Annotated in this window: 14 protein-coding genes; 10 read left to right on the top strand and 4 right to left on the bottom strand. The window is 73.6% G+C overall.

Annotation, left to right across the window (positions count from 1 at the left end):
* The first annotated feature begins 5 nt into the window (after positions 1–5).
* Both hpf and ACIRST_RS28050 read left to right on the top strand, forming a co-directional pair.
* On the top strand, positions 6–698 hold the full coding sequence (hpf, locus tag ACIRST_RS28055; RefSeq protein ID WP_350521750.1) for a ribosome hibernation-promoting factor, HPF/YfiA family: 693 nt from the start codon (positions 6–8) through the stop codon (positions 696–698).
* A 202-nt stretch (positions 699–900) separates the two neighbouring features.
* On the top strand, positions 901–1,653 hold the full coding sequence (locus ACIRST_RS28050; RefSeq protein ID WP_350521751.1) for a response regulator transcription factor: 753 nt from the start codon (positions 901–903) through the stop codon (positions 1,651–1,653).
* 52 nt (positions 1,654–1,705) lie between these two features.
* Here the strand turns inward: ACIRST_RS28050 and ACIRST_RS28045 are convergent, their stop codons facing one another.
* On the bottom strand, positions 1,706–2,917 hold the full coding sequence (locus ACIRST_RS28045) for a winged helix-turn-helix domain-containing protein (protein WP_402805208.1): 1,212 nt from the start codon (positions 2,915–2,917) through the stop codon (positions 1,706–1,708).
* Between the two features lie 65 nt (positions 2,918–2,982).
* Entirely contained in the window at positions 2,983–3,540 is a 558-nt protein-coding gene (locus ACIRST_RS28040) for a GNAT family N-acetyltransferase (protein ID WP_396550509.1), read from the bottom strand.
* 242 nt (positions 3,541–3,782) lie between these two features.
* On the opposite strand from ACIRST_RS28040, the gene secA reads away from it, so the two are divergent.
* Positions 3,783–6,545 (top strand): preprotein translocase subunit SecA, encoded by a 2,763-nt coding sequence (gene secA, locus ACIRST_RS28035; protein WP_350521754.1) that lies wholly within the window; start codon positions 3,783–3,785, stop codon positions 6,543–6,545.
* Positions 6,546–6,622: 77 nt separating this feature from the next.
* On the opposite strand, the gene ACIRST_RS28030 is transcribed toward secA, so the two are convergent.
* The gene (locus ACIRST_RS28030; protein WP_350521755.1) at positions 6,623–7,105 is read right to left on the bottom strand and encodes an Rv3235 family protein; all 483 of its coding nucleotides are present in this window, start codon (positions 7,103–7,105) and stop codon (positions 6,623–6,625) included.
* Between the two features lie 344 nt (positions 7,106–7,449).
* On the opposite strand from ACIRST_RS28030, the gene ACIRST_RS28025 reads away from it, so the two are divergent.
* The 6 genes from ACIRST_RS28025 (at position 7,450) to ACIRST_RS28000 (ending at position 18,050) form a co-directional block, all read left to right on the top strand.
* Positions 7,450–8,628, top strand: coding sequence for a patatin-like phospholipase family protein (locus ACIRST_RS28025; RefSeq protein WP_402805204.1), 1,179 nt, complete (start codon positions 7,450–7,452; stop codon positions 8,626–8,628).
* A 117-nt stretch (positions 8,629–8,745) separates the two neighbouring features.
* Positions 8,746–9,255: a DUF6912 family protein gene (locus tag ACIRST_RS28020; RefSeq protein ID WP_402805201.1), complete on the top strand. Its 510-nt coding sequence runs from the start codon at positions 8,746–8,748 to the stop codon at positions 9,253–9,255.
* A 96-nt stretch (positions 9,256–9,351) separates the two neighbouring features.
* Positions 9,352–10,008, top strand: coding sequence for an HAD family hydrolase (locus tag ACIRST_RS28015; protein WP_350521758.1), 657 nt, complete (start codon positions 9,352–9,354; stop codon positions 10,006–10,008).
* Positions 10,009–10,138: 130 nt separating this feature from the next.
* Positions 10,139–11,764 carry an L-glutamate gamma-semialdehyde dehydrogenase gene (gene pruA / locus ACIRST_RS28010; protein WP_402805233.1) on the top strand — a complete coding sequence of 542 codons (1,626 nt, stop codon included), beginning with the start codon at positions 10,139–10,141 and terminating at the stop codon, positions 11,762–11,764.
* A 286-nt stretch (positions 11,765–12,050) separates the two neighbouring features.
* Complete coding sequence (locus tag ACIRST_RS28005; protein WP_350521759.1) at positions 12,051–16,997, top strand: NAD-glutamate dehydrogenase; 4,947 nt, start codon at positions 12,051–12,053, stop codon at positions 16,995–16,997.
* A gap of 204 nt (positions 16,998–17,201) precedes the next feature.
* A complete protein-coding gene (locus ACIRST_RS28000) occupies positions 17,202–18,050 on the top strand; it encodes a hypothetical protein (RefSeq protein WP_402805196.1) in 849 nt (282 codons plus the stop codon).
* A gap of 147 nt (positions 18,051–18,197) precedes the next feature.
* On the opposite strand, the gene ACIRST_RS27995 is transcribed toward ACIRST_RS28000, so the two are convergent.
* Complete coding sequence (locus ACIRST_RS27995; RefSeq protein ID WP_402805193.1) at positions 18,198–21,053, bottom strand: FtsK/SpoIIIE domain-containing protein; 2,856 nt, start codon at positions 21,051–21,053, stop codon at positions 18,198–18,200.
* A 411-nt stretch (positions 21,054–21,464) separates the two neighbouring features.
* On the opposite strand from ACIRST_RS27995, the gene ACIRST_RS27990 reads away from it, so the two are divergent.
* On the top strand, positions 21,465–23,315 hold the full coding sequence (locus ACIRST_RS27990) for a protein kinase (RefSeq protein WP_402805190.1): 1,851 nt from the start codon (positions 21,465–21,467) through the stop codon (positions 23,313–23,315).
* The last annotated feature ends 217 nt before the right edge of the window (positions 23,316–23,532 follow it).

Raw genomic sequence — 23,532 nt, 5'->3', positions numbered from 1 at the left:
TCTGCGTGGACATCGTCGTCAAGGGCCGCAAGACCGAGGTGCCCAAGAGGTTCCGCGAGCACGTGGCCGAGAAGCTGGAGAAGGTCCAGAAGTTCGACGGCAAGGTGATCAGCCTCGACGTCGAGGTGTCCAAGGAGCACAACCCGCGGCAGGCCGACCGGTCGGAGCGGGTGGAGATCACCCTCCGTACCCGTGGGCCGGTGATCCGGGCCGAAGCCGCCGCCGGTGACCCGTACGCGGCGCTCGACCTGGCTTCGGCGAAGCTCGACGCGCAGCTGCGCAAGTCCGCAGACCGGCGCCGGGTGCACAAGGGCGGCGCGAACGGCCGCACCCCCATCAGCGTCGCCGAGGCGACCGCGGCCCTGGCCGCGCTGCCGGAGCCGTCGCTGGAGGGCGGCACGAACGGCGCCGTCCGCAAGACCATGATGGGATCCCTGGAGGTGGAGGGCGAAGGCCCGCTGGTGGTCCGGGAGAAGACGCACCCGGCCGCCCCCATGGCGCTGGACCAGGCGCTCTACGAGATGGAGCTGGTCGGCCACGACTTCTACCTCTTCGTGGAGAAGGACAGCGGCCTGCCCAGCGTCGTCTACCGCCGGCACGGCTACAACTACGGTGTCATCCACCTGCAGACGGACCTGCAGGCCGGGCCGGGCAGTGGCGCGGGCGGCGCGATCGGCGGGGCCGACGACGAGGACTGACCGTCCGAGCAGCGATGGAGGGGTGACCCCGGTGGCCGCGGCCGCCGGGGTCACCGGCGTTCGGGGGCCGGATGGTTCGACCGCGGTCGGGTCTCGGGGCAGGGGTCACCCGATGCGAGGGAATTGGCACCGGAGGGTGACCGTGACGGGGCCCGGGCGTGGAATGATTGGCGCACGACGACCCGCGAAGGGGGAGGAGCGGATGGGGGATCACTTCGGGCTGGGGCCCGCGGCTGGGCCCGGGCTGCCGTTGGGGCCGGAGGAGGAGCCCGCGTACGCGCCGCACCGGGGTGAGCCGATCCGTGTGCTGGTGGTGGACGACCACGCGCTGTTCCGGCGGGGGCTGGAGATCGTCCTGGCGGAGGAGCCGGACATCAAGGTCGTCGGCGAGGCGGGGGACGGTGCCGAGGCCGTGCTGAAGGCCGCCGACCTGCTGCCCGACATCATCCTGATGGACGTCCGGATGCCGCGCCGCAGCGGGATCGAGGCCTGCACGGCGATCAAGGACGTGGCGCCCAGCACCAAGATCATCATGTTGACGATAAGCGACGAGGAGGCCGACCTCTACGAGGCGATCAAGGCGGGCGCCACCGGCTACCTGCTGAAGGAGATCTCCACCGACGAGGTCGCCACCGCGATCCGCGCGGTCGCCGACGGGCAGTCGCAGATCAGCCCCTCGATGGCCTCCAAGCTGCTCACCGAGTTCAAGTCGATGATCCAGCGCCGCTCCGACGACCGGGACCTGGTGCCCGCACCCCGGCTCACCGACCGGGAGTTGGAGGTGCTCAAGCTGGTGGCGACCGGGATGAACAACCGGGAGATCGCCAAGGAGCTGTTCATCAGCGAGAACACCGTGAAGAACCACGTGCGCAACATCCTGGAGAAGCTCCAACTGCACTCCAGGATGGAGGCCGTGGTGTACGCGATGCGGGAGAAGATCCTCGAAATAGGGTGAGCCGGGCCGGCCGGGCACACCCGCCCGGCCGGCCGCTCCCGCGCGGCCGGGCTCACCCGTCCGCGAGCAGCTTCTCCAGGGCCGGGCGCAGCCCCTCGTCGTGCAGCGCCTCGACCCGTACCGTGTCGCAGCCGACCCAGGCCGCCGCCTCGCGCAGGGCCGTCGCCAGCGGTTCGAGGTGCCGGGCGCCGCGGCCCCGGCCGTCGGTCAGCGAGACCTGTCGGGCGATCAGGGTGCGGCCCTCGCGGGCCGGGTCGACCCGGCCGACCAGGCGGCCGCCGGCCAGCAGCGGCATCGCGAAGTAGCCGTGCACCCGCTTGTGCTTGGGGGTGTAGGCCTCCAGCCGGTGCGACATTCCGAAGATCCGCTCGGTGCGGACGCGGTCCCAGATCAGCGAGTCGAACGGTGAGAGCAGCGTGGTGCGGTGGCGTCCGCGCGGGGTGGTGGCCAGGGCGGCCGGGTCGGCCCAGGCCGGGGCCGGGGTGCCGTCCGGGCCCCATCCGGCCACCTCGACCGGGACGAGCCCGCAGTCGGCGAGCACCGGGTCCAACTCCTCGGCGCGCAGCCGGTGGTAGTCCAGCAGATCGGCCCGGGTGGCCACGCCGAGCGCGGCGCCGGCCTGGGCGACCAGGGTGCGCACGCACTCCTCGTCCGACCGCTCCTGCCCGAACAGCGCGTCCGGGATGGCCTGTTCGGCCAGCGCGTAGACCCGCTTCCAGCTCCGTCGTTCGGTGCAGACCACGTCGCCGAAGGCCAGCGCCCGCTCGACCGCGATCTTGGTGTCGGACCAGTCCCACCACTCGGCGGTCTTCTTGGCGCCGCCCAGCTCGGTGGAGGTCAGCGGCCCCTCGGCGCGCAGCCGGTCGAGTACCAGCCGGTAGGCCTCGGGCGTGACCTGGTGGCCCCAGAGGTGGCCGCGGTCGCGGTAGCGGCGGCGCCGGAAGGCGAACAGCGGCCACTCCTCGACCGGCAGGACGCAGGCCGCGTGCGACCAGTACTCGAAGCTCGTGCCGCCGCCCCAGTACGCCGCCTCGACCGCCGGGCGGCCGACCGCGCCGAGGCGGGCGTACGGCACCAGCTCGTGCGAGCGGGCGAGCACCGAGATGGTGTCCAGCTGGACGGCGCCCAGGTGCCGCAGCACCCCGCGCACCCCGGCCCGGCGGTCGGGCGCGCCGAGCAGGCCCTGGGCCCGCAGGGCGATCCGGCGGGCGTCGTCGGCGCTCAGGACGGTGACGGGGGCGCTGTGCGGGGCTGCGGCGGTCATGCCGGCGAGCGTAGCCCCGGGCACTGACAGCCGTCCCGGGCGCCGGGGGCGGCCCCGGGACCGCCTCAGTCCAGGTCGGAGGCCAGCAGCGAGGCGACCCAGGCGTCGTGGAAGACGCCGCGCTGCTCGGCGTAGGAGCGCATCGTGCCCTCGAAGCGGTAGCCGACCCGCTCGGCGACCGCGCGGGAGCCGTCGTTGCCGACGTAGGCCATCCACTCCAGGCGGCGCAGGCCGAGCTCGCGCAGGCCGAAGCGGGAGACCGCGCGGGCGGCCTCGACCGTGTAGCCGCGGCCGCGGAACTCCTTCGTGGCCCACCAGCCGATCTCGGCGCAGCCCGGGTCGTTCTCGCGCAGGACGAGGCCCTGCGAGCCGACCAGGGCGCCGGACCCGCGCTCGAAGACGCACCAGATCCGGTTCGCGCCGGTGCGCCAGCCGTCGACGGCGAGATCGCGCACGAAGAACTCCGCGTCCTCGCGCCGGTACGGGGAGGGGACGACCGTCCAGCGCTGGATCTCCGCGTCCTGGCAGGCGGCGAAGACGGCGTCGATGTCCGATTCCCCCGGGGCGCGCAGCACGAGGCGCTCGGTGGTGAGGGTGGCCGGTTCGCTTCGGGGCTCTTCCATGAACGGATTATTTCTCCGGAACGGAATAGCGGGCATCCGCTTTTGTGGCCAACTCCTCGGCCCGTCGACCGATTTGTCCCGGTGGACGGTGCTATCGGGCCATGTGCTCGCGCGGGTGACACGGGAATACCGTGCTGACGCACCTCCCGGGGCATTGGACTCCTCGCATACGATGGCCCGTGCGGTGGGGTGGACCCGCCGTGCAGTCGTCCAGTGCCAATACAGGCAAGGAGCCCGCTCAAGTGTCCGTCTTCGACAAGATCCTGCGCGCAGGCGAAGGCAAGATCCTTCGCAAGCTGCAGCGGATTGCTGCCCAGGTCAACTCCATCGAAGAGGACTTCGTCAACCTCACCGACGCCGAGCTGCGCGCGCTGACCGACGAGTACAAGCAGCGCCTCGCCGACGGCGAGAGCCTGGACGACATCCTCCCCGAGGCGTTCGCCACCGTCCGGGAGGCCGCCAAGCGCGTGCTCGGACAGCGGCACTACGACGTCCAGCTCATGGGTGGCGCGGCCCTGCACTTCGGGTACGTCGCCGAGATGCGCACCGGTGAGGGCAAGACCCTCGTCGGCACCCTGCCCGCGTACCTGAACGCGCTGACCGGCAAGGGCGTCCACCTGATCACCGTCAACGACTACCTCGCCGAGCGCGACTCGGAGTGGATGGGCCGGGTGCACCGCTTCCTCGGCCTCGAAGTCGGCGTGATCCTGGGCAACATGACGCCCGCCGAGCGCAAGCGCCAGTACGGCATGGACATCACGTACGGCACGAACAACGAGTTCGGCTTCGACTACCTGCGCGACAACATGGCCTGGTCGAAGGACGAACTCGTCCAGCGCGGCCACAACTTCGCGGTCGTCGACGAGGTCGACTCGATCCTCATCGACGAGGCCCGCACCCCGCTGATCATCTCCGGCCCGGCCGACCAGGCGACCAAGTGGTACGCCGACTTCGCCAAGCTGGTGCAGCGCCTGAAGATCGACCGCGACTACGAGGTCGACGAGAAGAAGCGCACCGTCGGCATCCTGGAGGAGGGCGTCAGCCGGGTCGAGGACTACCTCGGCATCGACAACCTCTACGAGTCGGTGAACACCCCGCTGGTCGGCTTCCTGAACAACGCCATCAAGGCGAAGGAGCTCTACAAGGCGGACAAGGACTACGTCGTCATGAACGGCGAAGTCATGATCGTCGACGAGCACACCGGCCGCATCCTGGCCGGCCGCCGCTACAACGAGGGCATGCACCAGGCGATCGAGGCCAAGGAGGGGGTGGAGGTCCAGAACGAGAACCAGACCCTGGCCACCATCACCCTGCAGAACTTCTTCCGCCTGTACGACAAGCTCGCGGGCATGACCGGTACCGGCACCACCGAGGCCGCCGAGTTCCACCAGATCTACAAGCTCGGCGTGGTGCCGATCCCGACCAACAAGACGCCGCTGCGCATCGACCAGCCCGACCTGATCTACAAGTCGGAGCCGGCCAAGTTCGCCGCCGTGGTCGAGGACATCGCCGAGAAGCACGAGAAGGGCCAGCCGGTGCTGGTCGGCACCGTGTCGGTCGAGAAGTCCGAGTACCTGTCGCAGGAGCTGCGCAAGCGCGGCATCCCGCACGAGGTGCTGAACGCCAAGCACCACGAGCGCGAGGCGCAGATCGTCGCGCAGGCCGGCCGCAAGGGCGCCGTCACCGTCGCCACCAACATGGCCGGCCGCGGCACCGACATCATGCTGGGCGGCAACGCCGACCACCTGGCCGCCGCCGAGCTGGCGCAGCGCGGGCTCACCCCGACGGACACCCCGGACGAGTACGAGGCCGCCTTCCCGGCCGCGCTGGAGAAGGCCAAGGCCTCGGTCAAGGCCGAGCAGGACGAGGTCAAGGAGGCCGGCGGCCTCTACGTCCTCGGCACCGAGCGGCACGAGTCCCGCCGGATCGACAACCAGCTGCGCGGCCGCTCCGGCCGTCAGGGCGACCCGGGCGAGTCCCGCTTCTACCTGTCGCTGGGCGACGACCTGATGCGCCTGTTCAAGGCCGGCATGGTCGAGCGCGTGCTCTCGATGGCCAACGTGCCCGAGGACGTGCCGATCGAGTCCAAGATGGTCACCCGCGCGATCGCGTCCGCGCAGACCCAGGTCGAGCAGCAGAACTTCGAGATCCGCAAGAACGTCCTCAAGTACGACGAGGTGCTCAACCGCCAGCGCGAGGTCATCTACGGCGAGCGCCGCCGCGTGCTGGAGGGCGAGGACCTGCAGGAGCAGGTCGGCCACTTCATGGACGACACCGTCGAGGCCTACGTCAAGGCGGCCACCGGCGAGGGCTTCGAGGACGACTGGGACCTGGACAAGCTCTGGTCCGCGCTCAAGCAGCTCTACCCGGTCACCCTGGACCTGGCGGACCTGGAGGAGGAGGCCGGCGGCACGGCCGGCCTGACCCCGGAGTTCCTGGTCAAGGTCGTCCAGGAGGACATCCAGGGGCAGTACGGCGCCCGCGAGGACCAGCTCGGCGCGGAGATCATGCGCGAGCTGGAGCGCCGGGTCGTGCTGTCGGTGCTGGACCGCCGCTGGCGCGAGCACCTCTACGAGATGGACTACCTCCAGGAGGGCATCGGCCTGCGGGCCATGGCGCAGCGCGACCCGCTGGTCGAGTACCAGCGCGAGGGCTTCGACATGTTCACCGCGATGATGGAGGGCATCAAGGAGGAGTCCGTCGGCTACCTGTTCAACCTGGAGGTCCAGGTCGAGCAGCAGGTCGAGGAGGTCCCGGTCGAGGACGCCCAGGTGGTGCTCGACAAGCTGGAGAAGGACGCCGCCCGCCCGGAGATCAAGGCCAAGGGCCTGGAGGCCCCGAAGCCGCAGCGGCTGCACTACACCGCCCCCTCGGACGAGATCGGCGGCGGCGTGGTCGAGGGCGACTTCGAGGACCTCGCGCCGGAGGACGAGGGCGACGGGATGACCCGCGCCGAGCGCCGCAAGGCCGCCAAGTCGGCCAAGGGCCGTCGCCGCAAGGCCTGAGCAGGCCGCAGGACGCCACGCAGGGCGCCGCTCCCGGACGGGGGCGGCGCCCTGCGCCGTCCCCGGGCCGTGCGCGGTCACCGGGCCTCCACGGCGGTGCACTGCCACTGCCCGGCCGGGCCGCGCTGCTCCAGCCGGAAGGCCACCATGTGGTGCCGCCGGCCGAGGTCGACCCGGACGCAGGCCTCGACGGCGTCGGGCGAGGGCGAGCGGTCGTGCACCGGGCCGAGCCTCGGCCGGTCGGCGGCCCCGCCGCGGCGCAGCGCGCCCGTCCGGACCAGCGAGGCGAGCTGCCCGTAGCCGTCCAGGCTGGTGTGCCGCATCAGCTGGCCGGAGGGCCGGACGCCGGTCAGCACCTCGACCAGCTGGTGGGCGAACCGGGAGGCCAGCGCCCGGGGGTCGTGCCCGGGAGTGCCGGTGCAGGCGGCGCGCGGGTGCCGGGGACGGCGCCCGGCCGGGTCGCAGGCGCCGCCGTCGGCGGTGCGCGGGCGGTGGTGCGGGTGGGCGGCGCGGCGGGCGTCGGGACGGGCCTCGGGGCGGGCGTGGGGACGGGCGGTCACGGGGGCTCCTCGACTGGGTGGTGCGAGTACGGACGGGTCTCAGGCTGGCGGCGTGCCGCGCGGGGCCGCAACGCCTTTCCCGGGCGGCCGGAGCCGGTCTGCGAGTTCACCTATCCGGGTGAACCGGCCAGTGCGGCGACGGGTCGGCGCGGTGGCCCCGTGGCGCCTGGTTGACGTGCGGCGGCGAGCCGTACGGCCCAAAAGGGGACGCTCCGACTGGGCGGACCGGGTGGCGGCGCCGGGCTGTCGCATTGCGCCGTCCCTGCCCGGCGCGCACCATCGGAGCCTGACCGGGAACCGAGGGGAGCGGGGCAGCCGCCTCCCCACGACGACGGGCGGCCGGAATGACGACACGGGCAGTAGTGGTGCCGACCCCGGCGGGCGCGGACACCGCCGCGCGCGCCGGGGGCGCACCCCGTCGCGGCCTGGTCCTGGGCGGCGGCGGGATGCTCGGAGCGGCCTGGACGGTCGGCGCGCTGTGCGCCGTCGAGGAGGCCACCGGTCGGCAGCCGGGCGACGCCGACGTCCTGCTCGGCACCTCGGCGGGCGCGATCCTCGCGGCGATGCTGTCCGGCGGTGTCCGTCCCGAGCAGCTGCGCGACCACCAGCGCGGCCTGCCGATCGAGGACGGCCCGCTGGCCGGGATCGCCTTCGACTACGAAACGGCGGTCGGCGGTGCGACACCGCCCCGCCCCCGGGCCGGCATCGGCTCGCCCGACCTGCTGCGCGACGCCGTCCGGCACCCGCGCGAGTACCCCCTGCTGACCATGGTCTCGGCGATGGCGCCGCACGGCCGCGGCTCGCTGGCGCCGGTCGGCGAGCTGGTGCGCGGCCTGCTCGGACCGGGCGGCTGGCCGGGCGCGGCCGCTCCGGACACGTGCGCCGCGGACGTGGACCCCCGGGCCGTGGGCGCCGGTGACGCCGCCGGCTCGCCCCTGCGGGTCGCCGCCGTGGACTACCGCAACGGCCGCCGGGTGGTCTTCGGCGACCCGGACGCCCCGGCGGTCGCGGTCGCCGACGCCGTGATGGCCTCCTGCGCGATCCCCGGGTGGTTCGCTCCGGTGCGCCTGGACGGCTCGGCCTACGTGGACGGCGGCTGCTGGTCGGCCACCAACGCCGACCTGCTGCTCGGCCGGGGGCTGGACGAGGTGTACGTGCTGGCCCCGATGGCCCTGCGGCTGGATCCCCGGCCCGAGCGGGTGGAACGGGCCGTGCGCGCCGACGGGGCGGGGCCGGCCGCACGCGGGCGCGACACCCTGGCCGCGCTGCGCGAATGGCGCGCCCGGGACCGTCCGCGCGGAGTGCTGGCGCAGCTGGTCAGCCGCTACCGCCGCGCCGTCACCCGGCAGCTGCTGCGCGAGGCCGCGCTGCTGCGGGCCGAGGGCGTCCGGGTGCAGCTGCTCGCGCCGACCCTGGCGGACCTCGCGGTGATGGGCCCGAACATGATGGACCCGGCCCGCCGCGGCGCCGTCCTGGAGAGCGCCCTGTGCACCAGCCGGGAGGCGTTGCGGGCCGTGCGGTGATCGGCCGGACCCGGGACCGGAGGTGATCACGGGAGCCCGGCGGAGCTTATTCTTGGGGCGCTGGAGAATCCGTTCCGCTGGACGAAGCCCGCTGGACCGAACCGGAGAGTGCCACCGATGCGCGTGTACGTGCCCACCACCCTGACCGGCCTGGCGGCGGCGCACGAGGGCGGCGCCCTGGAGCAGTCCGCGGCGTACGCCGTGACGCCCGCGCTGCGCGAGTGGTACGTCAGCGACGACATCGAGGAGCTGGAGTACGCGGCGCTGAACCGCGCCGCCCAGGCCTCGCTGCGGCTGCTGGCCGCCGACCCGGCCGCCCCGCGCCGCCGGGTCGTGGTGGCGCTGGACGTGGCCGACGGCTCGGTGGGGCCGTTCCCCGGTGACGAGTACCAGGACCAGGCCTCGCTGGGCCGGGTGGTGCTGGCCGGTCCGGTGCGGCTGGCCAAGGCGGCGGCGGTGCACGCGGACCCGTCCGACGACGAGGTGGTCACGGACGTCGCCGCGGCGGTGGCGGCGGTCGCCGCGGCCGATGCGGGCGACCAGGACGCCCAGTTCACCGTGGACGGCGCCGAGGACCACGACCTGCTCTGGTTCGCGACCCAGGAGATCCCCGCACTGCTCGCCTGAGGCGGGTGCACGGCGAGTACGGGAGGGGTGCCCCGGGGCGGGTGCGTGAGCTCCGCCCTACCGGCGTGCCGGTGCCCGGCGTTACCGTTGTCCCCCGTGCGCACTCACATCGTTTGGGACTGGAACGGCACTCTCTTCCACGACATGGAAGCGGTGCTCGGGGCGAGCAATGCCGCTTTCGCCACCATCGGCGTCGGGCCGATGAGCCTGCAGGAGTACCGCGAGCAGTACGAGATCCCGATCCCGCGCTTCTACCGGCGGCTGCTCGGCCGGGACCCCTCCACGGAGGAGTGGCTGAAGCTGGACGACGCCTTCCACGACCGCTACCGCGAGCTGAGCCCGTCCTGCGGGCTGACCGAGGGCGCCCGCGACCTGGTGGCCGGCTGGGAGGCGGCCGGGCACAGCCAGTCGCTGCTGTCGCTGTACGTGCACGAGCAGCTGGTGCCGCTGGTCGACACCTTCGGCCTGACCGGCCACTTCCTGCGGGTCGACGGCCGCAGCGGCCCGGCCGGCGGGCAGAAGGCGGAGCACCTGGTCCGGCACCTGGCGGCGCTCGGCGAGCAGGTGGACCCGGCCCGTACGGTGCTGATCGGCGACGCCGCGGACGACGCCCTGGCGGCGCTGAGCGTGGGCGCGCACGCCGTGCTGTACACCGGCGGCTCGCACACCAGGGAGAAGCTGGAGCCGGTCGGCGTCCCGGTGGTGGACACCCTCGCCGAGGCGGTCGAGCTGGCGGGCCGGATCACCGGCTGAGCGCGCCCGGCCGGGGCCGCAGTGGCGGGCGCCACGTCCGCCGTCCGCGTGTCTGAGCGGGCGGATCGGGCCGTCGCTGGTCAGGCTGGACCGACAGCCGATCAGCCAGCAGGACGGAGCCGCCATGCCCATCGACGCAGTCACCGAGGTGCCGACCCCGGTCAACGAGCCGGTGCACGCGTACGCGCCCGGCAGCCCGGAGCGGGACCGGCTGGTCCGGCGGCTGGACGAGCTGGCGGCCGAACAGGTCCCGCTGCCGATGACCATCGGCGGCGAGCAGCGGTTCGGCGGCGGCGAGCGGATCGAGGTGGTCCAGCCGCACCACCACGCGGCCAAGCTGGGCGTGCTCGGCAACGCCACCCGGGAGGACGCCCGGGCGGCGGTGGACGCGGCGCTGGCCGCCGGGCGGCAGTGGCGCTCGCTCTCCTTCGACGACCGTGCCGCGGTGTTCCTGCGCGCCGCCGACCTGCTCTCCGGTCCCTGGCGGGAGACGCTGAACGCGGCCACCATGCTCGGCCAGTCCAAGACCGTTCAGCAGGCAGAGATCGACTCCGCCTGCGAGCTGATCGACTTCTGGCGCTTCAACGTCCACTTCGCCCGGCAGATCCTGGCCGACCAGCCGATCTCCTCGCCCGGCGTCTGGAACCGCACCGACCACCGCCCGCTGGAGGGCTTCGTCTACGCGATCACGCCGTTCAACTTCACCGCGATCGCGGGCAACCTGCCCACCGCCCCCGCGCTGATGGGCAACACCGTGGTCTGGAAGCCCGCGCCGACCCAGACCCTGGCCGCGTACCACCTGATGCGGCTGCTGGAGGCGGCCGGCCTGCCGCCCGGGGTGATCAACCTGGTGACCGGCGACGGCCTGCAGGTCTCCCCGGTCGCGCTGGCCGACCCGGCGCTCGCCGGGCTGCACTTCACCGGCTCCACCGCCACCTTCCGGCACCTGTGGCAGACCGTCGGCGCCAACATCGGCGGCTACCGCACGTACCCGCGGATCGTCGGGGAGACCGGCGGCAAGGACTTCCTGCTCGCGCACCGTTCGGCCGACCCGGACATCCTCAGGACCGCGCTGATCCGCGGCGCCTTCGAGTACCAGGGCCAGAAGTGCTCCGCGCTCTCCCGCGCGTACCTGCCGCGCAGCCTCTGGCAGAAGATCAAGGACGACCTCCTGGCCGAGGTGGACGCGCTCGCCGTGGGCGACGTGACCGACCTGTCCAACTTCATGGGCGCCCTGATTGACCGGCGCGCCTTCGAGAAGAGCCGGGACGCCATCGACCGCGCCAAGGCGGACCCGACGGTCGAGCTGGCGGCGGGCGGCCAGTACGACGACGCGATCGGCTGGTTCGTCCGGCCCACCGTGCTGGTCTCCTCCGACCACCGCGGCGAGATCTTCCGGACCGAGTACTTCGGCCCGATCCTCGCCGTCCACGTCTACGAGGACTCCCGCTGGGACGACGTGTTCCGGCGGATCGACGATGCCGCCCCGTACGGCCTGACCGGCTCGGTGATCGCGCAGGATCGTTACGCCATCGCCCAGGCCGTGGAGGAGCTGCGCTTCACCGCCGGGAACTTCTACATCAACGACAAACCCACCGGCGCCGTGGTCGGCCAGCAGCCCTTCGGCGGGGGCCGGGCCTCGGGCACCAACGACAAGGCGGGGGCCGCCCAGAACCTCCTGCGGTGGACCTCGGCCCGGTCGATCAAGGAGTCCTTCGTGCCGCCGACCCACCACGGCTACCCCCACATGGGCTGAGAGTGAACATCAGCCTCCGGTTTGGACATGCTGTCCAGGACGGACCCGACATCCTGCAGGTTTGCGCCTCCCTGTCCCTGTGCACCTTCGATTGATCCGGTTAGGCTGGCTGGCGTCGTCGGGTGGCTTGCAGGACGAACGTGACGTCCTACCCACTGGGAGGACGTTTCATGCGCGCCATGAGCCCCTTTCAGTCGGATGGTGCGGCAGGATTGCGGCTGACCCGTCGGTGTACATCCACACACCACCGAGTCACGCAACGGCGCGCGACAGGAGCCAAGAAGTCATGCAGACCAAGCTGGACGCAGCCAAGGCCGAACTGCTCAAGAAGGCAGCCGCAGCCGCTGAGAACAGCCAGGTAGGGGGAGCGGCGCCGGGAGAGGGTCTGAGCAACGGCGCTCTGACCGCGTACCTGCACCACTACTACCTCCACACCGCGCCCGAGGACCTGGTCGACCGCGACCCGGTCGACGTCTACGGGGCGGCCGCCTCCCACTACCGCCTGGGCCTCAAGCGCCCGCAGGGCACCGCCGAGGTGCGGGTCCACACCCCCTCGGTCGAGGAGAACGGCTGGTCCTGCGGCCACACGGTCGTCGAGGTGGTCACCGACGACATGCCGTTCCTGGTCGACTCCGTCACCAACGAGCTGTCCCGCCAGGACCGCGCGATCCACATCGTGATCCACCCCCAGCTGGTCGTCCGCCGTGACATCACCGGCAAGCTGCTGGAGATCCTGGACGTCGACGCCTGCTCCCGCAGCCAGGCCGCCGGCACCGAGTGGCCGGCCGACGCGACCGTCGAGTCGTGGATGCACATCGAGATCGACCGCGAGACCGACCGCGACGACCTGCGCACCATCGAGGGCGACCTGCGCCGCGTGCTCGGCGATGTCCGCGAGGTCGTCGAGGACTGGGGCAAGATGCGCGAGAGCGCACTGCGCCTGGCCGACGAGCTGGCCGAGGAGCCCCCGGCCGGCCTGCCCGAGCAGGAGGTCGGCGAGGCCTGGGAGCTGATGCGCTGGCTCGCCGACGACCACTTCACCTTCCTCGGCTACCGCGAGTACGACCTGGTCGAGCACGAGGGCGAAGAGGTCCTCAAGGCCGTCGCCGGGACGGGCCTGGGCATCCTGCGCTCCGACCCGCACAGCCACGACGACCGCCACCACTCGGTCAGCGAGGCCTTCGGCCGGCTCTCCGCGCCGGTGCGCGCCAAGGCCCACGAGAAGAAGCTGCTCGTCCTGACCAAGGCCAACAGCCGTGCCACCGTGCACCGCCCGGCCTACCTCGACTACGTCGGCGTGAAGAAGTTCAACGCCGCCGGCGAGCCGATCGGCGAGCGCCGCTTCCTCGGCCTGTTCTCCTCCGCCGCCTACACCGAGTCGGTCACCCGCATCCCGGTCGTGCGCCGCAAGGTCCAGGCCGTCCTGGAGGACTCCGGCTTCTCCAGCGAGAGCCACGACGGCCGCGACCTGCTGCAGATCATGGAGACCTTCCCCCGGGACGAGATCTTCCAGACCCCGGCCTCCGAGCTGCTCTCGATCGCCACGAGCGTGCTGTACCTGCAGGAGCGCCGCAAGCTGCGCCTCTTCCTGCGCCAGGACGAGTACGGGCGCTACTTCTCCGCCTTCATCTACCTGCCGCGCGACCGCTACACCACGCGCATCCGGCTGCTGCTCACCGACATCCTCAAGGAGGAGCTGAACGGCGCCACCATCGACTACACGGTGTACGCCACCGAGTCGGTGCTGACCCGTCTGCACTTCGTGGTCCGGGTCGCCCCGGGCACCGAGCTGCCGCAGCTCTCGGACTCCGACATCGAGCGGATCGAGAACCGCCTGGCCGAGGCCGCCCGGTTCTGGATGGACGGCTTCCACGACCAGCTCCACCTCGAACTCGGCGAGGAGAAGGCCGCCGAGCTCGGCCACAAGTACGCCAACGCCTTCCCCGACGGCTACCGCGCCGACTTCCCGCCGCGCACCGCCGTCTCCGACATCAAGCAGATCGAGTCGCTGCACGGCGCGGGCGACTTCCGCCTGAACCTGTACCAGCCGGTCGGCGCCGGCGACGACGAGCGCCGCTTCAAGATCTACCGCGTCGGCGGCCCGATCTCGCTCACCGAGGTCCTGCCCGTCCTCCAGCGCCTGGGCGTCGAGGTGCTCGACGAGCACCCGTACGCGCTGCGCCGCTCCGACGGCACCACCGCGTGGGTCATCGACTTCGGCCTGAAGCTGCGCGAGGCCACCGGGCTCAGCGACGAGGCCCGCGAGCGCTTCCAGGAGACCTTCGCGGCCACCTGGACCGGCAAGGCCGAGAACGACGGCTTCAACGAGCTGGTCCTCACCGCCGGGCTGACCTGGCGGCAGGCGATGATGCTGCGCGCGTACGCCAAGTACCTGCGCCAGGCGGGCTCCACGTTCTCCCAGGACTACATGGAGGACGCGCTCCGCAACAACACCCACACCACCCGCCTGCTGGTCAACCTGTTCGAGGCCCGGCTGAGCCCGAGCCACCGTTCGGGCGCCCTGGAGCTGACCGAGGGCATCCTGGAGGAGCTGTCCGGCGCCCTCGACGAGGTCGTCTCGCTGGACGAGGACCGCATCCTGCGCTCCTTCCTGAACCTCATCAAGGCCACCCTGCGGACCAACTTCTTCCAGCACGCCGCCGACGGCGACTGGCACACCTACGTGTCGATGAAGTTCGACCCGAAGGCCGTCCCGGACCTGCCGGCCCCGCGCCCGGCGTTCGAGATCTGGGTCTACTCGCCGCAGGTCGAGGGCGTGCACCTGCGCTTCGGCAAGGTCGCCCGCGGCGGTCTGCGCTGGTCCGACCGGCGCGAGGACTTCCGCACCGAGATCCTGGGCCTGGTCAAGGCGCAGATGGTCAAGAACACCGTCATCGTCCCGGTCGGCGCCAAGGGCGGCTTCGTCGCCAAGCAGCTGCCGGACCCGTCGGTGGACCGCGACGCCTGGCTGGCCGAGGGCGTCTCCTCGTACAAGACGTTCATCTCGGCGCTGCTCGACATCACCGACAACCTGGTCGGCGGCGAGGTCGTGCACCCGGCCGACGTGGTCCGCCACGACGAGGACGACACCTACCTGGTCGTCGCGGCCGACAAGGGCACCGCGACCTTCTCCGACATCGCCAACGGCGTCGCCGAGTCGTACGGCTTCTGGCTGGGCGACGCGTTCGCCTCCGGCGGCTCGGCCGGCTACGACCACAAGGGCATGGGCATCACCGCCCGCGGCGCCTGGGAGTCGGTCAAGCGCAACTTCCGCGAGCTCGGCGTCGACACCCAGACCGAGGACTTCACCGTCATCGGCATCGGCGACATGTCCGGCGACGTCTTCGGCAACGGCATGCTGCTCAGCGAGCACATCCGCCTGGTCGCCGCCTTCGACCACCGCCACATCTTCCTCGACCCGAACCCGGACGCGGCCGCCTCGTACGCCGAGCGCCGCCGCCTGTTCGACCTCCCGCGCAGCTCCTGGGACGACTACGACAAGTCGCTGATCTCGGCCGGCGGCGGGGTCTTCCCGCGGTCCGCCAAGGCGATCCAGCTGAGCCCGCAGGTCCGCGCCGCGCTCGGCGTCGAGGCGGGCAAGCTGACCCCGGCCGAGCTGATGAAGGCGATCCTGCAGGCGCCGGTCGACCTGTTCTGGAACGGCGGCATCGGCACCTACGTCAAGTCCTCCGCCGAGACCAACGCCGAGGTCGGCGACAAGGCCAACGACGCCATCCGGGTCAACGGCGAGCAGGTCCGGGCCCGGGTCATCGGCGAGGGCGGCAACCTCGGCTGCACCCAGCTCGGCCGCATCGAGTACGCGGCCACCGGCGGCCCGGAGGGCACCGGCGGCTGGATCAACACCGACGCGATCGACAACTCGGCCGGTGTGGACACCTCGGACCACGAGGTCAACATCAAGATCCTGCTCAACCAGGTCGTCGCCGAGGGCGACATGACGGTCAAGCAGCGCAACGCCCTGCTGGCCGAGATGACCGACGAGGTCGGCCACCTGGTGCTGCGCAACAACTACGCGCAGAACGTGGTGCTGGCCAACGCCGTGGCCCAGGCGCACAGCATGGTCAACGTCCACTCCCGGATGATCAACCGCTTCGAGGCGGCCGGCCGCCTGGACCGGGCGCTGGAGTTCCTGCCCACCGAGCGCCAGATCCGTGACCGCCAGCAGAACGGCCGCGGGCTGTCCCAGCCCGAGATGTCCGTGCTGCTCGCCTACACCAAGATCATCCTGGCCGACGAGCTGCTCGCCACCGACCTGCCCGACGACCCGTACTTCCACGCCGCGCTGCACGAGTACTTCCCCAGCGCCCTGCGGGCCCGGTTCGCCGACGCGATCGACAGCCACGCGCTGCGCCGCGAGATCATCACCACGCTGATCGTCAACGACACGATCAACCGCGGTGGCTGCACCTTCGCCTTCCGCCTGAAGGAGGAGACCGGCGCGACCTACGAGGAGATCGCCCGGACGCACACCGCCGCGCGGGCCGTCTTCGGCCTGGAGACGATCTGGGGCGAGATCGAGGGCCTGGACAACCAGGTCCCGGCCCGGGTGCAGACCAAGATGCGCCTGCACTCGCGCCGCCTGGTCGAGCGCGCCACCCGGTGGATGCTCAACAACCGCCGCCAGCCGCTCGACATCGCCGGCACCATCGAGTTCTTCCACGACCGGGTCAACCAGGTCTGGGGCTCGCTGCCCAAGCCGCTGCGCGGCGAGGACCTCACCTGGTTCGAGTCCGTGTACGACGAGCTCGCCGCGGCCGGTGTGCCGGAGGAGCTGGCCACCCGGATCGCCGGCCTCTCCTCGGTCTTCCCGACCCTGGACATCACCGAGGTCGCGGACCGCTCCGGCAAGGACGTCGCCGACGTCGCCGAGCTGTACTACGACCTGGGCGACCGGCTGCAGATCTCGCACCTGCTCGACCGCATCATCGAGCTGCCCCGCACCGACCGCTGGTCGTCGATGGCCCGGGCCGCGATCCGCGAGGACCTCTTCGCGGCGCACGCGGCGCTGACCGCCGACATCCTGGCCTGCGGCCCCGAGGGCGCCACCCCAGAGGAGCGCTACACGGCCTGGGCCGAGCTCAACGCCACGCTGCTCAACCGGGCCAAGAGCACCCTCGACGACATAAGGGGTTCGGACAACTACGAGCTGTCCAGCCTCTCGGTCGCGATGCGCGTCATCCGCACCCTGCTGCGCACCGGTTCGATGCGCTGACGGACAGCCGCACGGAAGGGCCCGCGTCCCCGGACGCGGGCCCTTCCGCGTGTCCGGACGCCATTGCGCGCCCCCGGGCCCCGTGCCGTGCGCCCCGACCCCACCGCTCGCGCGGCCGCCCCAGCGACCCCCGGAAACCGATTGTGGATCACGGGTGCCCCTTCGCTACGGTGATCCTCGAACAACCAAGTGGGGGGAAAGAACATGGGGAAGAACCGGGCCGCGGTCCGCGCGGTCGGCGTGGGCATCTCGGTGGCGCTGCTGGTCGCCGGAGCGGCCGCCTGCTCGTCCGACGACAAGAAGAAGGACCCGGCCAAGGCCGACGCCGCGGCGACGGCCCAGCCGGGCGCGTCCTCGGCGGCGCCCGCGCCCAAGGGGCCGGAGGCCTTCACGGCGGCCGGCTACCGCGGCCTGAAGCCGGGCATGGCGAAGGACGCGGGTCTGGCCACCGGAGCGCTGGAGGCCGCGCCCGTCTCGCTGCTCGACGGCTGCACGGACTTCGTCTACAAGGGCGGCCCGGCGCCGGACCAGGCCCGGATGACCGCCGAGGCGGCCACCGAGGCCCGCTACAAGGACCTCAACGCCAAGGCGGACGCGGCCGCCGGCAAGACCCCCGCCCCCGGGGGCACCCTGCCGCCGAACGCCTCCGCGAAGGACGCGGCGGCGGCCGCCGCCGGTTCGGCCGCCGCGGCCAAGGACTCGGCCGCCACCGCCAAGCTGATGGCGGACGCCACGCAGTCCATCGTCGACATGATGGTCGCCCGGGAGACCAAGGAGAAGGCGTACCTGGCCACCGGCCGGGTCTCCTTCGCCGCGGCGGGCCTGCGCGAGCTGGTCGCCCCGGCGGAGGCGAAGACGGCCGAGGGCATCGGCGCCGGCACCACCCTGGAGGCCCTGCAGGCGGCGTACGGTGCCAAGGGCCTCCAGCCGGCCAAGAGCGGGAAGTACGTGTTCCCGGTGGAGGGTCAGCAGGGCTGGCAGTACGAGTTCACCATGGCGGACGGCAAGGTCGCGGGGATGGCCGTGGTGAACCGCGACCTGAAGTGCGTCTGACCGGGCCGACCGGCTGACCGGCCGCGGAGGGCCCCGACGAACCGGATGGTTCGCCGGGGCCCTCCGTCGTCCGGGCGGGGCTGTCCGTCGGGGAGGCCCGCTGCCGGAACCGGCAGCGGCCACGCCGGGGAGCGGGCCGCCGTCGGATCAGCGCTGCGCGGCGGCGCGCTGGAGGGCGCTGGCGAGCAGGGCGAGGTCGGTGGGACCGTTGCCGAGTTCGCGGACCGGCCGACGGGCGGGCGGGGCGCCGAGCTGGAGCGGGTCGATCGCGACCACGGTCGGGCGCAGGGTGGCGGTGCGCGGGATGCGCCCGCTGATCCGGGCGGTCTGGAAGGCGGTGACGCCGCCGTCCGGCAGCCGCAGGTAGCCGCGGCCGGGGGTGTCCTCGGGGAGGGCGGCGGCGTCGCCGAGGTGGATCAGCAGGTCGGAGTCGGCCGGGTCGTCGGTGCGCAGCGCGATCCGCAGCAGGGCGGCCTCGTCCACCTCGGTGCCGGCGCTCTCCTCCGGGCGGCCGGTGGCGACGGCGAGGTGGACGCCGAGCGGGCCGCCGCGGCGGGCGATGCCGGCGAGCGCGCGGGCGAGCGGCCGGCCGGCCGGGGAGGTGGGCGAGAGCAGGGCGTCGTAGTCGTCCACGACGACGACCAGGCGGGCCGGGACGGGCGAGGCGGAGGCGGGCGTCGCGGGGGTGCCCGGCCGGGGGCCGTCCGCGCTGCGCGGCGCGATGATCCTGGGCGCCGAGGCGGCCGCGGCTCCGACGGTGGCGGGCACCGGCACCTGCGGATGGTCCGCCGGCTGCTCGTCCAGGCCGTGCCGGCCGTGCTGGCCGTCCAGGATCCGTGCGGCGTGCCAGGACGCGAAGTCCAGGCCGTCGAACAACCGCTCCCGCAGGGTGAGTTCGTCCTCCAGCGCCTCGGCCGCGAGGAGTGCGGCGCGCGGGTCGGTGGCTGCGTTCACCAGGCCGGTGACGTGCGGCAGCTCGGTGCAGCCGTCCAGGCCGTCCTCGGCGGCCCGGCCCTCGACGATCGTGACGGTCAGCCGCTCGGGGCGCTCGGAGACGGCGAGCGAGGCGATCAGGGTGCGCAGCAGCTCGGTCTTGCCGGAGCCGCAGCCGCCGCCGATCAGCAGGTGCGGGCCGCCGGGGTCGGGGGAGGGGAGGGCGAGCTCGGGGTCGGCCAGGTCGAGCGTGCACAGCTCGTCCCGGGTGGTGCCGAGCAGCGCGGTGGCGGCGCCGATGCCGCCCGCGTGCGCGGCCCAGCGGGCGGACAGCTTGGCCGGGGTGACGGTGTCGAGCTGCAGCAGGTCGAGCAGGCGCAGCGCGTCGGGCAGCGGGCCGCGGGCGGCCGGGGTGGCCTCGCGCAACGGGGCGAGGACGCGGGCCAGCCGTTCGGCCCAGGCGTCGGAGACGGCGTCCAGCGAGACCTCGTGCAGGGTCTCGCGGCCGCGGGCGACGGGGCGGTCGAGCGAGAGCTGGGTGCCGACCTCGCCGGTGATCAGGGCGGTGGCGCCGAGGCCGCGGGGGAGCAGTTCGGGCTGCTCGGCGAGGCAGATCGGGAAGATGCCGACCGCGGGGCCCTGGCGCAGCAGCAGGTCGAGCGCGTGCCGGGCGGTCTCGGTGGCCGGTCGGCCGTCCACCACGACCACCGTGGCGGGGTGGCCGCCGAGGCCGCTGGGGCCGCTGAGCCGGGCGGTGAGCTCGGTCAGCCGGGCGGTGGCCTGTTCGTCGTCGAGGCCGAGCAGCAGGCGGCAGTCCTGGCCGTCGGCCGGGCGCAGGTGGGGCAGCCACAGGGCCCAGGCCCAGGTGTCGGCGCGCTCCTCGGGGGCGCGGGTCGGGTCGGCGTCGACCACGACCAGGCTCAGGCCGGTGGGCGGGTGCAGTGCGGCGAGCTGGGCGACGACGCCGCGGGTGAGCGCGTCCAGGCGTTCGCGCGGGCCGCAGAGGCCGAGGCTGCCGGCGGTCTGCAGGTCGAGGGTGACCGGGACGGCGGGCAACAGGGTGCCGGGCGTGGTGCCGGGGCCGCCGGGGCGGTCGGCGGTGCCCAGGCGCAGGGTGAGCGCGTCGGGGTGGCCGGGGCCGCGCTCCCACAGCCGCGGGCCGGGGCCGACGGCACCGAGCAGCAGGGCGGCGAGGTCGGGCCAGCGTTCGCGCTGGGCGGCGGTCTGGCGCAGCCGTACGGCGGCGTGGTGGCGTTCGGCGCTCTCCTGGCCGGGCGGTTCGGCGGTGCGGCCGGGCAGCAGGGAGAACAGGCCGCGGCCGCGGCCGGGGGCGGGCTCGGGGGCGGCGGGCGGTTCGGCCGCCGGCGGCGCGGGCCGGACGGGGCCCGGCGCGGCGAGCTGGAGGTGGCCGTGGCCGTCGGGCAGGGCGGCGCGGACGGCCCCGGTGGCGTCGGCCGGGTCGGGGGCCGTCACCTGCAGGGTCGACTCGCCGATCCGCAGCAGGGCGCCGGGTTCCAGCGGGACGGCGGCCTCGGGCGGGCCGGGCGGGACGAGCCGGCCGTCCAGGGTGGTGCCGTTGGTGGAGCCGAGGTCGCGGACGGAGACCCGGCCGTCCTCGGTGAGGTGCAGTGCGAGGTGCAGCCGGGAGACGTCCGGGTCGTCGAGCGGGACGTCGGCCTCACCGGAACGGCCGATCCGGATCTCCCGGCCGTGCAGCCGGTGCACGCCGCCGGCGTCCGGTCCGCCGACCACGCGCAGTTCGGCGACGGCGGGGGTGTCGTCGGAGTCGTCGGCGGTCGGGTCGGGCTCGTTGAGGCTGAGGACGGCTCCGTCGAGCAGCGGGGGGTGGCCGAGCAGGGTGTGCTCGTCCACCCGGTGCGCCCCGGCGTACAGGTGCACATGGGTGGCGGCCCGCGGTCCGCGCACGCCGACCGCGCCGGCGAGGGCGCCCGCGATGGCGCCGAGCGCGGTGCCGACGGGAGCGGTGACCAGCACGTCCACGTAGGGGATGGCGGAGCCGGCGGCGGTCGGGCCGCTGCGCGGTCGGAGGACGGTCAGCCGGATCTGCATCTCGCCCGCGGGTCCCTTCTGCTGGTGTGAAGCCTGGTACCCCGGCGCCGTCGCGGACGCACCGGGCGGCCGCGGCGACCCCATTGGGCCACACGAGTGGCGAGTGTCCATCCTGCCATCCGGCACGGACGGTCCGCGCACGGTACCGGATTTGACGATCTTGCGATCATCGCCATGGTGGAGGCGACGGTGGGTCAGGTCAACCGCCCCCCTCGCGGCCCCCGGGCAGGCCCGCCGACCGGCTCCGGGCACTCCCCTAGGGGATGTCCCCCAACCCTGCTCGGATGCCCTGCCGGTCACCCCGAAAACCCGAACGGACACCGTTAGAGTGGCCGCAGACACGGGCCCGGCAGGCTCACCGCACCGGCGGAGGAGCGCCCCGCGCGGGCGGCACGGCGAGGAGTGCGACAGGTGCGGCCAGTCGGCAGCAAGTATCTGCTGGATGAGACCCTCGGACGGGGTGCGACCGGCACCGTCTGGCGCGGCGTGGTGCGCGACGACGTGCAGGCGCCGGGCAGCGAGCCCGGGCAGCGGGTCGCGATCAAGGTGCTGCGCGAGGAGCTGGCGGCCGACCCCGACGTCGTGATGCGCTTCCTGCGCGAGCGCTCGCTGCTGCTGCGGCTGTCCCACCCCAACATCGTGCGGGTCCGCGACCTGGTCGTCGAGGGCGAGCTGCTGGCCCTGGTGATGGACCTCGTGGAGGGCCCCGACCTGGCGCGCTACCTGCGCGCCAACGGCCCGTTCAGCCCGATCGCGGGAGCCCTGCTGATGGCCCAGGTGGCGGACGCGCTGGCGGCCAGCCACGCGGACGGCATCGTCCACCGCGACCTCAAGCCGGCCAACGTGCTGCTCGCCTCCACCGTGGTGGACGGCGTCGAGCGGATGCACCCGCTGCTCACCGACTTCGGCATCGCCCGCCTCGCCGACTCCCCGGGCGTCACCCGTACCCACGAGTTCGTCGGCACCCCCGCGTACGTCGCGCCGGAGTCCGCCGAGGGCCGCCCGCAGACCTCCGCGGTGGACGTGTACGGCGCCGGGATCATGCTGTACGAGCTGGTCACCGGACGCCAGCCGTTCCAGGGCGACGGCGCGCTCGCGGTCCTCCAGGCCCACCTGGCGCAGGAGCCGCAGCGGCCCAGCACCATGCCCGAGCCGCTCTGGACGGTGATCGAGCGCTGCCTGCGCAAGGACCCGGCCCAGCGGCCCGGCGCCACCTCGCTGGCCCGCGCCCTGCGGGTGGTCGCCGCCGGTGTCGGCGTGCACGCCTCGCCGGCGGCGGTGGACGAGGCGCTGGCCGTCGCCGCCCTGCTGCAGCCCGATCCGCAGCCCACCGTCGTCCCCGGGATCGTCCCGGGTCCGCCCGGCACCGACGACCGGACCCAGGTGCTGCCGCCGACCGCCCCCGGCGCCCCGCACCACGACCCGGCCGCGGCGACCCGGGTGATGGGCACCCAGCAGCCGCCCGCGCCCCCGTACGGCGCCCCCGACCGCACCCGGGTGATGCCGCCCGTCGCCGTGCCGCCGCCCCCGCCCACCGCGCCCCCCGGCCCGCAGGAGGAGGCGCCGCACCCGTGGCAGACCCAGCTGCGCGCGGCGCGGGACCGCAACCAGCAGACCGAGGTCGGGTACTTCGGCCCGGAGGACTACGAGGAGTACGGCGAGCCGCAGGTCGCCCCGCCGCCGTACCAGGCCGGACACGGGGGGCAGCCCGGTCGGGGAGCGCCGGGCCGCCCGCCGCAGGGGCAGCCGCCGGCCGGCTACCGACAGGCCCCGCCGCCGCCCGGCTACGCGCAGCGCCCGCCGGTGGCCCCGCCGCCCTACCAGGCCCGGCCGGGGGGTCAGGACCCCCAGGGCGGACGTCAGGGCCGGCAGCCGCAGGCCCAGCCGCCCGGTGGCAACCGGCAGGCCCCGGCCGGGTACGGCCGGCCGCAGGGCGGCTACCCGCCGCCGCCCGCCCCGGCGGCGCGCCGGGCCGAGCCGCCCGCGCCGCAGTACCGGGAGGCTCCGCCGCGCCGCGAGGAGCCGCCGCGCGAGCCCGCCCGCCGCGAGCCCGCGCCGGCCCGCGAGCGGCGCCCGCGCAGCCGCAACCGGATGTACATCCCGGGGCTCGGCTGCCTCAAGGGCTGCCTGATGGTGCTGCTGGTGCTGGCCGTGGCCGCGCTGGCGCTGTGGAACTTCACGCCGCTGCCGCACTACTGGGACAACGCCGTGGGCTGGTTCGACTCGGCGCGGGACTGGGTGAACAGCGTCTTCGGCAAGTAGCGCCGCCGGGCTCCCGGTCCGGCCCGGTCGGGGAGCCCGGAACGACCCGCTTCGGGCCGGTTCGGGCTGCGGACCGGGCCGTGGCGGACCGTTCCGGGCCTCCGAACCCGTGCCGGACGGCAAGATTGACGCTTTGTCGACAATTCACGAGATTTCCCGCCCGAGACTCCCGCTCCGGGCCCCTCAGGCGGCCCCCGCGGGGCCTCCGGGCGCGTAG

The organism is Kitasatospora sp. NPDC101447 (assembly GCF_044767225.1).
Classification (GTDB): Bacteria; Actinomycetota; Actinomycetes; order Streptomycetales; family Streptomycetaceae; genus Kitasatospora.
Note: the sequence above shows the minus strand (reverse complement) of the source record. Positions and strands in the feature narration are given on the sequence as shown.